This window comes from Aminobacter sp. P9b (genome assembly GCF_045345995.1).
Taxonomy (GTDB): Bacteria; Pseudomonadota; Alphaproteobacteria; order Rhizobiales; family Rhizobiaceae; genus Aminobacter; species Aminobacter niigataensis.
The window spans coordinates 2,488,275-2,503,106 of sequence record NZ_CP150082.1 but is presented as its reverse complement, the minus strand read 5'-3'; the positions used below and the strand labels follow the sequence as shown (position 1 = coordinate 2,503,106).

The window sequence follows — 14,832 nt, the reverse complement described above, 5'->3', positions numbered from 1 at the left end:
TGTGTTAGGTGTCTTAACGGGACATTAAAGGGATAGCTCAAGTTGATCCGAATCACCGGATCGCTTGGCAGGGTGAAAGACCGAAATGGAACAAAGCGTAAGCGATATCGACGCCCTGGTCCGGGAAGAAAAGCGCCTGACCGCCGTCGAGAGCCACAACGAGGCATGGGCGGAAGGCCTTTCCGCCGGCATCGAGCCCGAGATCATCGCCGAAGCCGCCCTTGCCACCGCGTTCGCCGAGATCGTGGCCGCCAATGGCGAGCGCGCGGCGCTGGCCATGCTCGACCGCATGCGCGCCAAGGTCGAAGCCGGCGAGTTCGAGCCGCTGCGCCTGCGGCATTGAGCGCTATCCCGGTTCTTTGACTAGCCGACGCGGTTTCGGCATCATGCCGGCACATCACTGGCATCGGCCTGCGACCCGAATCGCGTTTCGGCGAGCACGATGCGCAGGTTTTGCAGTTTAGGGCGCCAATCGCGCATCCGGATCGGATGCACGGCGCCTGGGAAGACCGGAGCGTAGTTCTGATGCGGCCAAAGACTGAAATTACGGCCCGCGGCGCGTTGCGCATCGCGGCTCTCGGCCTTGCCGCTTCGTTTGCCTTTTCGCTGACTGCCACCAGCGCTCTTGCACTGAGCGAGATCAAGCGCGAAGAGATCCCAGCGCCCGTCACCCCGCCTGCAACAGATGAGGGCACTGGGCCTGAAAATTCGGTGCCGATGCCCGACCCGATCCAGGCGCCTCCGGCGGCCAGCGCGCCTGGCGGAAGCGAAGAAGCGCCCGAAGATCAACCGGCCGAGCCGCAGGACGCCGAGCCGGACGCGCCCGACGCCACGGGGCCCGCCGCGCCGCATCTCGATCCCGATGGCCCGCTGCCCGAGATCGTCTACGACCTCAGCCGCCTGCCAGAGCCCGTCGCGCGCATGCGCAACCTGCTTGTCGAGGCGGCCAAGACCGGCGACATCGAAAAGCTCCGGCCGCTGATCGGCCAGGGCGAATCCATGCCGCAACTGTCGTTCGGCGAGATCGAGGGCGACCCGATCGCCTTCATCAAGGGCCTGTCCGGCGACGGCGAAGGCCAGGAACTGCTGGCCATCATGGAAGAGGTGCTAAACGCCGGCTACGTGCATCTCGGCGAAGGCACCGACGAGGACCTTTATGTCTGGCCCTATTTCTTCGGCATCCCGCTCGAAAAGCTCGACGCGCGTCAGAAGGTCGAGCTGTTCAAGATCGTGACCGCCGGCGATTACGAGGACATGAAGCAGTACGGCACATATGTCTTCTACCGTCTCGGCATCACGCCGGACGGCCGCTGGGCGTTCTTCGTGGCGGGAGATTGATTCTTTTTCCCTTCGCCCCGTTTACGGGGAGAAGGTGGCCCGAAAGGCCGGATGAGGGGCAGCGCCTCGAGCCTCAGTTGGTGCGCGTAGGCACGCCCTGATCAGCAGTCGCCGGCTCTAGGCGCTAAACCATGCGTGCCGCCCCAGTTGGTCTTACCGTCACGGCATGGATTCCCGACACTCTCCGCTCGTTCCTCGCTCACGAGGTCGGGAATGACGGCTTCATCTACCGGTTGGCCAATCGAGAACGTTTTTTGTGTAGGTCATCGCCAACGTCTTTGCGCATATGCAAATCACCAAGGCTGAAAATTGGCGGCCACATCCCTGCCACCCGTCGTTCCCGACCTCGTGAGCGAGGAACGAGCGGAGAGTGTCGGGAATCCATGCCGTGACGGTGGCGGCGTCAGAACCGGTCAAGAAAAGCGGACCTAGCCCACGGGTCGACACATCGCGTCGGTGTGGTCGCAGCGTACTGCGACCTCCCTCACCCGGCCCCCGGGTTATCGCACAAGGGGGAGAAGAACCTACCGCACCACCGCTTCCGAAAACTCCACCGCCCTGCCCTGCGACGGCGTGGTGATCTCGCCCTGCCACATCACGCGGGTGCCGCGGACGATGGTGCCGACCGGCCAGCCGGTGACCTGCTTGCCGTCATAGGGCGTCCAGCCGGCCTTCGAACCGGCCTGGGCGTTGGTGATGGTTTCCTTGCGCTTCATGTCGACGACGGTGAAGTCGGCGTCGTAGCCGGCGGCGATGCGGCCCTTGCGCGCCATGCCGAAGATGCGGTTGGGACCGTGGCTGGCGAGATCGACGAAGCGCTCCAGCGTCAGCCGGCCGGCGTTCACATGGTCGAGCATGATCGGCACCAGCGTCTGCACGCCTGTCATGCCCGAGGGCGAGGCCGGATAAGGTTTTGCCTTTTCGGCAAGCGTGTGCGGCGCGTGGTCGGAGCCGAGCACGTCGACGACGCCCTGGCCGATGCCGTGCCAGATGCCGTCGCGGTGGCGGGCGGCGCGCACCGGCGGGTTCATCTGCAGCAGCGTGCCGAGGCGGGCATAATCGTCCGCGCTCATCGTCAGGTGGTGCGGCGTCGCCTCGCAGGTGGCAACATCCTTGTGGTGTTCAAGGAAGGCGATCTCCTCGGCCGTCGAGATATGCAGCACGTGGATGCGCGCGCGCTCCTGCCGTGCGATCCGCACCAGACGCTCGGTGCACTGGAGCGCGGCGATCTCGTCGCGCCAGATCGGGTGCGAAGACGGGTCGTTCTCGATGCGCAGGCCCTGGCGCTCGCGCAGGCGGAACTCGTCCTCGGAATGGAAGGCGGCGCGACGGCGGGTGTTGCGCAGGATGGAGGCCACGCCCTCGTCGTCCTCGACCAGAAGATCGCCGGTGGACGACCCCATGAATACCTTGATGCCGGCAACGCCCGGCAGGCGTTCCAGTTCCGCAACGTCTTTCGCGTTCTCGCGCGTGCCACCGACCCAGAAGGCGAAGTCGCAATGCATGCGCGCCGTCGCGCGGCTGACCTTGTCGGCAAGAGCTGCCTCGCTCGTCGTCAGCGGATTGGTGTTGGGCATCTCGAAGACGGCGGTGACACCGCCCAGCACCGCCGCGCGCGAACCGCTCTCCAGATCTTCCTTGTGCTCCAGTCCCGGCTCGCGGAAATGCACCTGGCTGTCGACCACGCCGGGCAGGATGTGCAGGCCGAGGCAATCGATGGTCTCGCCGGCCGATGCGCTGCCCAGATTGCCGATGGCGGCGATCCGGCCATTGGTGACGCCGACGTCGCGGACGCCGATGCCGTCATGGTTGACGACCGTGCCGCCCTTGAGGATGAGATCGAAGGTGGTAGCCATGTCGCGCGTGCCCTTGTCTGGGAATTGCCTGCGGCTTACGTAATGGCTCTCAGAAATGCAAGATCAGGTCCATGCCGACAGCCACTCTCGCAGACCGCGCCATCATCGATGTTTCCGGCCCCGATGCCGAGCATTTCCTGCAGAACATCCTGACGCTCGATCTGGATGCACTGCGTGACCGTGAAGCCAGGCCAGGCGCGCTGCTCGCCCCGCAGGGCAAGATCATGTTCGATTTCCTGGTGTCGCGCAGCGGCGAAAACGCGCTCCGACTCGAATGCCGCGCCGACATCGCCGACGATTTCGTCCGCCGCCTGACGCTCTACAGACTGCGCGCGAAAGCCGAAATATCGAAGCAGGATCAACCTGATATCGCTGTCTCATGGCAAGATGATTCAGCTGCCTCGCAATCTGATTCAACTGTCCGCGACAGCCGCTTCCTGTCCCCCGTCTTCCGTCACTATGGCGCAGCACCCGTCGCCGATGCCAGCGAAGCCGATTGGCACGCCTTCCGCATCGCCAACGGTGTCGCCGAGAGCGGCCCCGACTACGCGCTCAGCGATGCCTTTCCGCACGACGTGCTGCTCGACCTGATGGGAGGCGTCGGCTTCAAAAAAGGCTGTTTCATCGGCCAGGAAGTCGTATCGCGCATGCAGCATCGCGGCACCGCCCGGCGGCGCGTGCTTCTGGTCTCGGCTGCTTCCGACCTCCCCGCGCCCGGTACCGACCTTGTCTCGGGCGGCAAGTTGGTCGGCACCCTCGGCTCGGTTTCGGGAACGACGGGCATCGCCATCGCCCGCATCGACCGGGTGAAGGCCGCGCTCGACGCAGGCGCCGAAATCACCGCCGGCGACGTTGCCATCACCCCCGCAATCCCTGGCTGGGCTGGCTTCACCTATCCGGAAGCCGCCGGCGCGGAAGACGCCTGATGGCCGATCGTCCCGGCGCCCCGCCGCGTGCCTGGCAACGCATGCTGTCGGGCCGCCGGCTCGACCTGCTCGACCCCTCGCCGCTCGACGTCGAGATATCGGACATCGCCCATGGCCTCGCCCGCGTCGCCCGCTGGAACGGCCAGACCTCGGGCGACCACGCCTTTTCGGTGGCGCAGCATTCGCTGATTGTCGAAGAGATCTTCCGCAGAATCGTGCCGGCCGCCTCGCCGGATGCGCAACTCGCCGCTCTGCTGCACGACGCGCCTGAATATGTCATCGGCGACATGATCTCGCCGTTCAAGTCGGTGGTCGGCGGCGGCTACAAGGCTTGCGAGGAGCGGCTGCAGCACGCCATCCACCTGCGCTTCGGCCTGCCGGCCGAGATCGGTGTGGGCCTGAAGAAGGACATCAAGCGCGCCGACCAGATAGCTGCCTATTTCGAGGCAACCGGGCTTGCAGGCTTTGCGGTGAACGAGGCGACCGAGTTCTTCGGCCGACCGCGCGGCATCACCATCGACGGGCTCGACCTTGCACCGCAGCCGGCAAAACGCGTGCAGGACACGTTCCTCGAACGCTTCGCCGCGATCGAAAAACAGCGCTGCAGGTAGTCAAGCCGGCGGGATGAACTCCTGGCTGATCTCCTGGAACACCGGCATCGTCTCCAGCCGTGCGGCGTCGGCAGCGAGCGCGGGGAAATCAGCCATGTTCAGCAGCCCCTGATGCGCATCGTTGATGAAGCGCAGCACGCATGCCACCCCGATATCGGCATGGCCGATGCGGTCGCCGAACCAGTAGTCACTGTCCCGTCCCGCGCGATCGGCTTCGAGCACTGCCAGTACGTCCGTGATCTGCGTGCGGCAGCGCTCCACCCAGACGGTCGATACCTCCTTGTGCAGCCGCCGCTCGTAGAACAGGCTGACAGCCTTGTCGCCCAGCCCCATCGCCAGCGCCGAGACCTTCAGTGCCTGATGGCGCGCCGGCTCAGCAATCGGGAACATCGCCAGCCCGCCTGGCGCCAGGCTGTCGAGATAGTCGAGGATGGCGTGGCTCTCGATCAGCACCTCGCCATTGTCGAGAACCAGCGTCGGCACCCGCGTGAGCGGGTTGTAGGCGCGGATCTTGTCGGCGTCACCAAACGCCGACCAAGGCTCGTGCGTGAAGGCAATGCCATAAAGCCGGAGTGCTACGCCGACGCGGCGGACGAATGGGCTGTCATACTGGCCGATGAGGATCATGGTGCGCCTTCCGACTGTTCAGGGCAGATCGAACGCCATGGCCGGGCGCCGGTCAAGCCTTCGCATGCCGCACCGGCTGCCCCCTGAGTTCGAGCACCGTCACCAGCACCATGACCACGGTCGTGGCCGCGCCGATCAGCAGCGGCGACATGTGGCTGGCGAAAGGCACCATCGCGGCAAGGATCGCCAGGCCGATGATGTGCGACAGCGGCGCGCGGCCGACGACATAGCGCTTGAACAGCAGATTGCCGACCAGATAAAGCGCCGAGCCGCCGATGGAGGTCCAGATCACGGCAGCCTCCGCATGACCGAGCGGATGGGCGAGGATCAGCTCGTCCGACACGGCCACCACGATGATGCCGGCCACAAGCAGCACGGGGATATAGGTGTAGGCGACACGGGCGATCCGCCCCTTGTCCGTGGCCGACGAAATGCGGTGATGTGCCGCCTCCTGGCCGACATTGAAGTAGATCAGCCACATCGCCACCGAGGCGAAGAAGGTCGTCAGGAAGGCCGCGAAATTGACCCATGTCCATTCGAGTTCGGCAAAGGTTGCGCCCGAGACGAGGATCGATTCGCCCAGTGCGATGATGATGAACAGCCCGTTGCGCTCAGCCATGTGGTCGGGATCGACGTCCCAGTCGGCGGTCGTGGAGGCGCCGTGCCACGGCGTCCAGAACCCGCAGGCCGGTGAAATGAGTTCTATCGCCAGCGCCACGGCCCAGATCGCAAAACGGTTCTCGGGACTGGCAATGCCACCGGCGATCCAGAACACGCTCGCCAGGCGGACCCAGATGGCGATCCGTACGAAATTTGTATGATTTGCAGGATTGTGACGCCTGAGCGCCCACGTCATGAACAGGGTGCGGCCCAGTTGCATGAACACATAGGCGGCAGCGAACTGCAGCCCGCGCGCCTCGAATGCCTCGGGGATCGACGTCGACAGCATCAGCCCGCCGAGCATCAGCGCGAACATCATGCCACGCACCGGCCGGCGGTTGGGGTCGAGCCAGTTGGTCACCCAGGCGGTGTAATTCCACACCCACCACACGGCGACGAGCATCAGTACCGCTTCGAGCGTGCCTTCAAGCGACAGGTCCTTGAGCAGGAAATGCGACAGCTGCGTCACCGCAAAGACGAAGACAAGATCGAAGAACAGTTCGACGAACTCGACCCTCGCGCTTTCGCCCTCCCGCCGTACGCGCTGATAGTTGTGGCTCGCGCCGGTCAATGCCATATCCGTCCCCTCTTATGCACGATCAAAAATGGCCGTTCCGGGCGGCCGCAACTCAGGCCAACGCATCGTTCCGACCCGATGGTCAATCCGGTGGCGGTGGCAGCGACCTGTCGGCCTTGCATTTGCGCAACGGCAGGATGTCGCCGGCAAACACCTTGGTGATGCGCTGCTGTCTGGCGTCGGTTTCGACGGTCATGCAGGCGCAGCCATAGCCGTAGCCAGCCCCCGGCACATTGGTCTCGACAAACTGCCTGGGATCGAAGTCCGGCGCCTTGTCAACGTCGAAGGCATCGGCCCCGTCCGCCTCGCCCTGCGAGGTGATCGTCCAGGTGGCGTCCTTGTCGATGAGCCAGAGATTGCCCGGCGTCGGGCTTGCGTACCAGCCGCAGCGCCGTTCGGCCGCCGAGGCCGCGGTCAGCGACGCGACGACGAGTGCTCCAGCTGCAAGGAAGAGAATCCGCCGCATGCGTGCCTCCAGCGCTTCGGCAGGAAAACAAGCCGAGAAGTCTTTTGCAAGCGTCGATTGATACGACCGGCCGCCACACCCGCGTCAGAGATGCGGGGCAAGCCCCGCGGCGGTGTCCTTGCTCGTCGCCACCGGCACGATCTCGAAGCCGACAAGGTCGGCCCATTCGACGACCCAGCGCTGGAGCAGCGTCACGTCGTCGGCTTCCACCAGCATGAAGCAGCGGCTCATGTCGGCCGCGATCCAGCTGTGGTGAACGACGAAACCCTCCGGCGCGAGCCGCCCCTTGTCGCGAAACCGGCGATAGATCGCCTTCGGGTCGCGCCCGCGAAAATCCTCGATGACAAAGAAAAGCATGTCGTCCGTGTCCCCGCTCTCCGTTGAGAAGATCAGGGGACGCGGGAATTGGCAAGGCAGCGGTCAGTCGACCAGCGTGCCGCAACTCAGATTGGCGATCGCACCCGTCATTGCGCCAGCGCGGTCGGAGGCAACGAAGGCAGCGAAATCGCCGATCTCCGCCAAGGTGGGGAAGCGCCGGAGCAACGGCCCCGACGCTGCACGGGCGGCAAGCATGTCGTCGACGCTCATGCCCGCGCGCTCGGCAAAGCCCTCGAAAGCGCTGCGCACATGCGACGCGGCCAAAGATTCAGGGATGGCGTCGGGCCGGAGGCAGATCACCCTTATGCCGCGCGGACCAAGCTCGCCGGCGAGGATGCGCGACAGCGCTTCGACCGCGGCACTGGCGACGCCGTTGCCGAGGAAGCCCGCGCCTGACAGCCGCGCGCCTGGCGTCGACAGGGTCAGGATCACGCCCTTGCTCCGCATGTGCGGCGCGACGGCTTTTGCGGTGACGAAGTTGCTCCTGGCATAGCCCGCGACCGGCGTCTCGAAATCGGCAAGCGACAGCTCGCCGAACGGCGTGCCCTGCACATGGGCAATGCCGACCGCATTCATGGCGATGTCGATGCCGCCGGCCTGTGTTGCCACTTCGGCGGCATGGCGCTCGACCGCCTCCTCGTCAAGCGCGTCCAGCACCGCCGTTTCGGCAAAGCCGCCTTCAGCGCGGATCCGGCCCGCGACCATTTCCAGCCTGTCCGGCGTGCGCCCGGCCAGGAACACGCGGGCGCCGTCGCGGGCAAATGCCCTGGCCGCGGCCCCTCCGATCGCGCCACCGCCGCCATAGACTATAGCCGTCCTGTTCTTGAGCAGCATCTCACCCTCCCTTGGCAGCCGTCTGCGAGCCGTCGATGCGCCGGCCGTACTCGGCCACGAGCCGCGTATGCGTCCTCCAGAAGCCGTCGGGCTCGCTGCCCTCCAGCCTGGCTGCCAATATGTCGAGATGGGTGTGCCAGCCGGCGGCGACGTTCAGCAGTGCACCGTCTTCGGCGAGACGGCGGTGGGTCACCGTCAGCAGCACCTTGCCGTTGCGGGTTGCCAGTTCGAAGCGCACTTCCGAGCTTTCGCCCGGTGCGCCGCCCCAGCTGTAAGCGAGCAGATGCGGCGGCTCGCAGGCGATGACCTCGCCAGGCACCCGATGCTCGGCGAAGGCGGCCATGTGTGCCGGCGGCGGATCGTCGTTGCGGGTCAGCTCAGAATTGCGGAAGACGTTTTCGACATGTCCGCCAAGCTTCAGCTCCATCGGCCCGGCGGCGAGCCACTGCCGGCGCTTGTCTGAGTCGGTCAGATAGCTCCAGATGCGCTCGATAGGCCCAGGCAGCAGACGTTCGATGCGCACCGCGCCGGGTTCGGTGACGATGCCGTAAGAAGTGTGGATGTTCATGACTTACTCCCTTTCTTCTTCGCGTCAGTGTTTGTTTCGGTTTGCTTCTTCGCCTCGCCGCGATCCTCGGCCACCAGAAGGGCTTCGAGGACATCGAGTTGCTGGTTCCAGAATTTCTCGTAATGCCGCATCCATTCGACGCCGGCATGCATGGGCAGCGCGTCGAGGCTGCAGACGTGCGTGCGCCCCTGGACGCTACGTTTCACCAGCCCCGCCTTTTCCAGCACCTTGATGTGCTTGGACGCCGCGGCCAGCGACATGTCGAAGGGTGCTGCCAGGTCGCCAACATTGCGCGGCCCCCTGGCCAGCCCGTTGAGCATCGCCCTGCGGGTCGGGTCGGACAGCGCGTGAAAAATTGTGTCGAGACGCTCTGAATCTTCAACCATAAGGTTGAATGTAGCACCATCATTCCGAATGGTCAACCATTTGGTATAATGATTTTCAGGCTACTTGCCGTTGCGCTCCAGCCGGTCGAGGAACCACTGGGTCAGCCGCACCCAGATCTCGTCCTTCTCGCCCGAATCCTCGACGCCGTGGTCGAGGTTGGGGTTGTCGTTGACTTCGATGACGAACACGCCGTCCTTTGTCTCCTTGAGGTCAACGCCATAGAGCCCGTCGCCGATGCAGCGCGCGGCGCGCACGGCGGTGTCGATGACATGTGCCGGTGCATGCTTGAGCGTGAACGTCTTGATGCCGCCCTCGACCGGCTTGCCCTTGCTGTCGTGATTGACGATCTGCCAGTGCTTCTTGGCCATCAGGTAGTGGATGGCAAACAGCGGCTGGCCGCCGAGCACGCCGACGCGCCAGTCATATTGCGTCGGCATGAATTTCTGGGCGATCAGCAGGTCGGAATCCTCGAGCCACGCCGTCGCCAGCGCCTTCAGCTCGTCGAAGTTCGACGCCTTCTTGACGCCGCGCGAGAACGAGCTGTCGGGAATCTTCAGCACCAGCGGAAAACCGAGTGTATCGGCCGCGAACTGCAGGTCCGACAGTCCGGCGATCATCACAGTCGGCGGCACCGGCACGTTGTTGTAGGCCATCAATTCGTTGAGATAGACCTTGTTCGTGCAGCGGATCATCGACAGCGGGTCGTCGATGACGGGCATGCCCTCCTGCTGTGCGCGGCGGGCGAAGCGATAGGTGTGGTTCGAGATCGACGTCGTCTCGCGGATGAACAGCGCGTCGTAGTTGGCGAGCTTGGCGAGGTCCTTCTTGGTGATCGGCTCGACCTCGACGCCCATCTTCTCGGCGATGCGGGCCCAGTGGCGCAGCGACGAGATCGCCGAAGGCGGCAGCTGCTCGTGTGGATCTATCAGGGTGGCAAAGGTAAAGCGCGAAGGCGTGCGGGCCTTGGTGTCGCGCCATTCCCGGCTGGTATAGGTGTCGAGGGCTGCCACGAAACGCTTCTTGTCGGCGTCGTCGAGCCGCCCGAGCGCAGCAAAGCCGATCTTGTGGATCGCAGCCCATTCGCCGTCCTTGATCGCCACTTCCAGCGCCGGCGCGCGGAACCAGTCGAACAGAAGCTTGGCAAAACGATCCCAAGCCTTGGACGGGCCGATGCCGAAGAAGATCGTCACCTTGGCCGGAAAGCTGCCGCCCAGATCCTTGCGGCACTTGTTCAGCGCCAACTCCAGTTCCGGCAGCGCGTTTTCGTAGAGCTTGCGCTCCGACAGGTCGATCATCGTCTCGACCGTCGGGATCACCTTGTGCCCGCGCGAGCTCGCCAGCAGCGAGGCGTAGTAACCCCGGCTCTGGTAGCTGTAGCGGTTCGACAGGTTGATCACCTTCGGCCGCTGGCCGCGAAACAGCGAGGGATGGGCGAGATAGTCGCGGTTGGTGATGATCTTGTGCGGCGTCGCCGTCTGGTCGAGATCGCTTTGGCGGCCGGTAAGAATGACCCAGGTCATCGTTTCCTAAGCTTTCCGAGAATGATTGCGGCGCGCAGGCCATCGCGGCCGAACTGCGCCATGCGCATGAAGATGTCGTAGGGAACCGGAATGTTGGCGGCGTCGGATGCCGTCTCGCGCTGTTCGTCCTCGATCCACGGGTCGTGGATCAGGATGTGGCCGCCATCGTCGCCGATGGCCAGCACCCAGTGCGGCACCTTCTTGCCGAACATCAGGAATCCCGAGATCAGCACCAGCACGAGCTTGCCTTCGGCGAGCCTCGACCTGATGTCGTCGATGCCGAACGGGCGGTAGGTTACGGGGATGGCGTATTTCTCGGCGCGGTTGCGGAAGTCGGCCTGGGCCAACTCCATGACCCGCCGCTTTTCGGCGGTGCGAACCGACTGCAGGAACAGCACGCCTTCGGCCGAGACGAGGATCTCGGTGCCGAGCCCCGCCTCGTGCGCCGCCACAGCAAGGCCAAACGGCTCGCAGCCGCCTGGCCCCGACATCATGAAGATGGTCGTCGCCTCGCGCCACAGCCGAACCTCCATCACAGGGTCCGGCACGAACTTGCGGTCGAAATTGGCCATCGCCATCATCAGGCAGCACGGCCCGCAGGTGAAGTCGCAGGTCTGGGCGTAGAACGGCACATTCGTGGCAATGGGCACGTCGCCGCGCAGCGTCTTTTCGAAGCGAAGTGCGGCCATGCCGTCTTCGTAGTAGTCGGGCTCGTGGCCGATCCTGCGATAGCCGTTCCGCTCGTAGAGGCCGATGGCGCGCTGATTGTCCTCGCGCACCTCGAGCCGCATCATCATGCGGCCGTGCCCATAGGCGACATGCTCGGCGGCATCGAGCAGGAGGCGGCCAATGCCCTTGCCACCGAAATCCGGGCCGATGGCGAAGGAGTAAAGCCGCGCCACGCCGCTGCCCTTGCGAAACAGCACCATGGCGTAGCCGGCGACACGTCCGCCGACCTCGGCGACAAGCGCCTCGGCGGTTTCGTGATCGATCAACTGGCGGAAGGAACGGCGGGAAATCCTGTCGCCATCAAAGACGGCGTTCTCGATGGCGACGAGCGCATCGACATCTTCTGCGCGGGCCGTACGGATGTCGGCAACCATGCGGTTCTGAGGACCTCGATTGGGCGGAGAAATGCCCGGAAGGATATGCCCCTGCGAAGCACGCTCGCGCTCGCATTGCCAGCGCAGTCACGCCTCGATTCGGGCCTTATTGTGACATGACGCCCGGGCTGGAGGGATATGAATCTCGTAGGAAAGGACGCCTAAATATCGGTGCGTCCTATGACTGGCTCAGGCCCGCCCCTGCGAGCAATTGCTTGTAGGCATCCTTCGCAACCAGCCGGAGTTCCGCTGGCGGCAGGGTTCCGACGACGGCGCAGCCATAGCCCTTTTCCTGCCAGTAGACGGCTTCGGGGCCACCGCCCGCGAGCGTATAAGTGCCCTTCGAGAGCTCGCTGCCGCCGGTGGTGACATAGACGGAAATACGATTGCCCTGCGCGTCGGCGTAGAGCATCAGCGCCGCCGTACTGCCTTCGGCCGGCACCAGGCGTCCGCCCAGGAGCTGGAAGCCATTGACGCTGAGATCCGGCGCCACCAGCTTCAGCCCGGTCCGCTTCGACAGCCAGCCGGTCAGGTAGGCCGGATCGCTGCCGTCGACCTCGACCGGCCGGTTCTTGTCGGCGGCAAAGGTCTGATGCGCGGCAATCGCCAATTCGGCCATGCGATCGTCGGAATCGGGACCAAAGCCGAAACCGCTCGCTCCGACCAGATATCCGCCGAGACCGCCGGCGACCAGAAGTGCTGCCGCCGCAGCCATGCGCCACCATGGCGGCGTGCCCTTGCGCTTCGGCGCATCGCCCTTGACCACCGCCGTCAGCCGCGCCGGCACGGGCTCGTCGAGGACGCCCGTGAACAGGCCGCGCAATGCGGCATTGTCGGCGGCGAAACGCAGGCTCCTCGCCTTCATGTCGGGATTGGCTTCCAGCCAGGCCTGGTAGGCGGCGCGCTCGTCCTCCGGCAGCTCGCCATCAAGCGCCAGGTGGATATCGCGGTCGGTGAAGCTGCGCGCGTTCATTTCTCGACGATCCTTATCGTCCGGCGCCGCGCCTGGTCGTCGAGCAGCGCCCGCAGTTCCTCGCGGCCCCGGGCAATGCGCGACATCAGCGTGCCGGCGGGCACGCCCAGCATCGTTGCCGCCTCGGCATAGGAAAATCCTTCGATGGCGACCATCACCAGTGCGGCGCGCCGGTCGGGGCTGATCTGCTGCAAGGCGTCGACGATTTCACGGGAGGCCGCGCTTTCAGCCTGGATGGCCGGCGTTGCCATCGCCTCGCCGGCGTCGAGCGGCAGGACCGCCGCTTCACCGCGGCGTTTCACCTTTCGCATCTGGTCGATGAACAGATGATGCATGATCGTAAACAGCCACCTCCTGGGGCTTTCTCCCGTTCGCCAGTTGTCCAGGCGCATCAATGCCCGTTCGAGGCAATCCTGGACGAGATCATCGGCAGAGTCGCGGTCGCGCAGCAGCGCGCGCGCATAGCGCCGCAGGCGCGGGATTTCCTGAAGTATCGCTGCCTTCTTTTCTTCCATCACTGCGGATCGTGGATCGCCCTTTGAACGTGCTGATAGAACGCGCCTTGCCTCAGCGACGCAAGCGGCCGTCGAATTCAGCCGCCAATCACCCAAGCATGCAACTAACGCTTGCTGCGGCCCTCCTATTCCCATCCATCAGAAATGTTGAAGCATGCGCTAGTTCAATTGATTTTGAACATGCGATGGGATCGGCTAAAAGTGGCTTCCTCACGGGAGAAGCGACGATGACGGCAGCGGCGGCAACCACCAGGTCGGGCAATACGGTGCCGTGGCTGATCATCATCTGCGGCTGCCTGATCGCGGCGCTTACCTTCGGGCCGCGTTCGGCGATGGGCTTCTTCCAATTGCCGATGCTCGCCGAAAAAGGCTGGGACCGCACCACGTTCGGTCTCGCCATGGCGATCCAGAACCTGTGCTGGGGCCTGGGACAGCCGATCTTCGGTGCGATCGCCGACCGCTTCGGCACATGGCGCGTGCTGACGCTCGGCGCGGTGCTTTATGCGCTCGGCCTCTATCTGATGGCCTCTGCCGACAGCCCCGGCATGCTGCACCTGAGCGGCGGCGTGCTCGTGGGCCTCGGCGTCGCCGCCGGTTCTTTCAGCATCGTGCTGGCGGCCTTTGCCCGCAACACCAACCCGAACAACCGCAGCATGGTCTTCGGCATCGGCACCGCCGCCGGGTCGGCCGGCATGTTCATCTTCGCCCCGATCAGCCAGGGCCTGATCGATGCCTATGGCTGGTCCGATACGCTCGTCTACATGTCCATCGCCATGCTGGTCATCCCAGTGCTGGCGATCCCGCTGATCGGCAATTCCAGCTCGGGTAAGGTCTCCCAGGCCGAAATCCAGCAAACGCTCAGCCAAGCCCTGTCAGAAGCCTTCGGCCACAGGAGCTACATGCTCCTGGTTTCGGGCTTCTTCGTCTGCGGCTTCCAGGTCGCCTTCATCACCGCCCATTTCCCGGCCTATATCAGGGACATCGGCATCGACGCCCGCTATGCGGTGATCGCGCTCGCCCTGATCGGCTTCTTCAACATCATCGGCTCGCTCGCCTCCGGCATCATCGGCCAGAAGTACTCGAAACCCCGCTTCCTCGCCTGGATCTATCTCGCCCGGTCGGCACTCGTCGCGGCGTTCCTGCTGCTGCCGCAGACGCCGGCCAGCGTCGTCGTCTTCGCCATCGTCATGGGGTTGCTCTGGCTATCGACAGTGCCACCTACCAATGGCCTCGTCGCCATCATGTTCGGCACCCGGCACCTCGGCATGCTGGGCGGCATCGTCTTCTTCTCGCACCAGATCGGCTCATTCCTCGGTGTCTGGCTCGGCGGCTACCTCTACGACCACTTCGGCTCCTACGATGCGGTTTGGTGGCTTGGCGTCGCCCTTGGGCTGTTCGCCGCCGCCGTCCACTGGCCGATCAAGGAACGCCCCGTCGCCAGGCATCCGGCACTGGTGCCGGCGGAATAGTAACCGGTCCTGGCCTGACGTCCG

17 protein-coding genes are annotated in these 14,832 nt (G+C 64.7%); 5 read left to right on the top strand and 12 right to left on the bottom strand.

Annotated features, from left to right (window positions below; all coding sequences use genetic code 11):
• The first annotated feature begins 85 nt into the window (after positions 1-85).
• Together WHT83_RS12335 and WHT83_RS12330 are read left to right on the top strand one after the other, a co-directional pair.
• Entirely contained in the window at positions 86-343 is a 258-nt protein-coding gene (locus tag WHT83_RS12335; protein ID WP_055978591.1) for a hypothetical protein, read from the top strand.
• A gap of 182 nt (positions 344-525) precedes the next feature.
• Positions 526-1,338 carry a hypothetical protein gene (locus WHT83_RS12330; RefSeq protein WP_108609971.1) on the top strand — a complete coding sequence of 271 codons (813 nt, stop codon included), beginning with the start codon at positions 526-528 and terminating at the stop codon, positions 1,336-1,338.
• 524 nt (positions 1,339-1,862) lie between these two features.
• Here WHT83_RS12330 and WHT83_RS12325 read toward each other — a convergent pair.
• Entirely contained in the window at positions 1,863-3,194 is a 1,332-nt protein-coding gene (locus WHT83_RS12325; protein WP_108608741.1) for a dihydroorotase, read from the bottom strand.
• A 71-nt stretch (positions 3,195-3,265) separates the two neighbouring features.
• On the opposite strand from WHT83_RS12325, the gene WHT83_RS12320 reads away from it, so the two are divergent.
• On the top strand, positions 3,266-4,120 hold the full coding sequence (locus WHT83_RS12320; protein WP_108608742.1) for a folate-binding protein YgfZ: 855 nt from the start codon (positions 3,266-3,268) through the stop codon (positions 4,118-4,120).
• A complete protein-coding gene (locus tag WHT83_RS12315; protein WP_199914645.1) occupies positions 4,117-4,731 on the top strand; it encodes an HD family hydrolase in 615 nt (204 codons plus the stop codon). Before WHT83_RS12320 ends, WHT83_RS12315 begins: the two co-directional genes overlap by 4 nt.
• On the opposite strand, the gene WHT83_RS12310 is transcribed toward WHT83_RS12315, so the two are convergent.
• The 11 genes from WHT83_RS12310 to WHT83_RS12260 form a co-directional block, all read right to left on the bottom strand.
• On the bottom strand, positions 4,732-5,358 hold the full coding sequence (locus WHT83_RS12310; protein WP_108608744.1) for a glutathione S-transferase family protein: 627 nt from the start codon (positions 5,356-5,358) through the stop codon (positions 4,732-4,734). It lies immediately after the preceding gene.
• A 52-nt stretch (positions 5,359-5,410) separates the two neighbouring features.
• Positions 5,411-6,595, bottom strand: coding sequence for a low temperature requirement protein A (locus WHT83_RS12305; RefSeq protein ID WP_406871320.1), 1,185 nt, complete (start codon positions 6,593-6,595; stop codon positions 5,411-5,413).
• Between the two features lie 82 nt (positions 6,596-6,677).
• The gene (locus tag WHT83_RS12300; protein WP_108609972.1) at positions 6,678-7,061 is read right to left on the bottom strand and encodes a DUF4087 domain-containing protein; all 384 of its coding nucleotides are present in this window, start codon (positions 7,059-7,061) and stop codon (positions 6,678-6,680) included.
• An 84-nt stretch (positions 7,062-7,145) separates the two neighbouring features.
• Entirely contained in the window at positions 7,146-7,418 is a 273-nt protein-coding gene (locus WHT83_RS12295; RefSeq protein WP_108609973.1) for a DUF3303 domain-containing protein, read from the bottom strand.
• 63 nt (positions 7,419-7,481) lie between these two features.
• The gene (locus tag WHT83_RS12290) at positions 7,482-8,273 is read right to left on the bottom strand and encodes an SDR family NAD(P)-dependent oxidoreductase (RefSeq protein WP_406871319.1); all 792 of its coding nucleotides are present in this window, start codon (positions 8,271-8,273) and stop codon (positions 7,482-7,484) included.
• A 1-nt stretch (position 8,274) separates the two neighbouring features.
• Entirely contained in the window at positions 8,275-8,841 is a 567-nt protein-coding gene (locus WHT83_RS12285; protein ID WP_406871318.1) for an SRPBCC family protein, read from the bottom strand.
• The gene (locus tag WHT83_RS12280) at positions 8,838-9,227 is read right to left on the bottom strand and encodes a helix-turn-helix transcriptional regulator (protein ID WP_318764250.1); all 390 of its coding nucleotides are present in this window, start codon (positions 9,225-9,227) and stop codon (positions 8,838-8,840) included. Before WHT83_RS12280 ends, WHT83_RS12285 begins: the two co-directional genes overlap by 4 nt.
• Before the next feature lie 60 nt (positions 9,228-9,287).
• Complete coding sequence (locus tag WHT83_RS12275; RefSeq protein WP_183262259.1) at positions 9,288-10,748, bottom strand: RimK family protein; 1,461 nt, start codon at positions 10,746-10,748, stop codon at positions 9,288-9,290.
• Positions 10,745-11,851, bottom strand: coding sequence for a peptidase C39 family protein (locus tag WHT83_RS12270; protein WP_406871317.1), 1,107 nt, complete (start codon positions 11,849-11,851; stop codon positions 10,745-10,747). Before WHT83_RS12270 ends, WHT83_RS12275 begins: the two co-directional genes overlap by 4 nt.
• A 178-nt stretch (positions 11,852-12,029) precedes the next feature.
• Positions 12,030-12,824, bottom strand: coding sequence for an anti-sigma factor (locus WHT83_RS12265; RefSeq protein ID WP_108608751.1), 795 nt, complete (start codon positions 12,822-12,824; stop codon positions 12,030-12,032).
• Complete coding sequence (locus WHT83_RS12260; protein ID WP_183262263.1) at positions 12,821-13,339, bottom strand: RNA polymerase sigma factor; 519 nt, start codon at positions 13,337-13,339, stop codon at positions 12,821-12,823. The genes WHT83_RS12265 and WHT83_RS12260 overlap by 4 nt, the downstream gene beginning before the upstream one ends.
• A 227-nt stretch (positions 13,340-13,566) precedes the next feature.
• On the opposite strand from WHT83_RS12260, the gene WHT83_RS12255 reads away from it, so the two are divergent.
• Positions 13,567-14,808, top strand: coding sequence for an MFS transporter (locus WHT83_RS12255; RefSeq protein ID WP_406871316.1), 1,242 nt, complete (start codon positions 13,567-13,569; stop codon positions 14,806-14,808).
• Positions 14,809-14,832 lie beyond the last annotated feature (24 nt).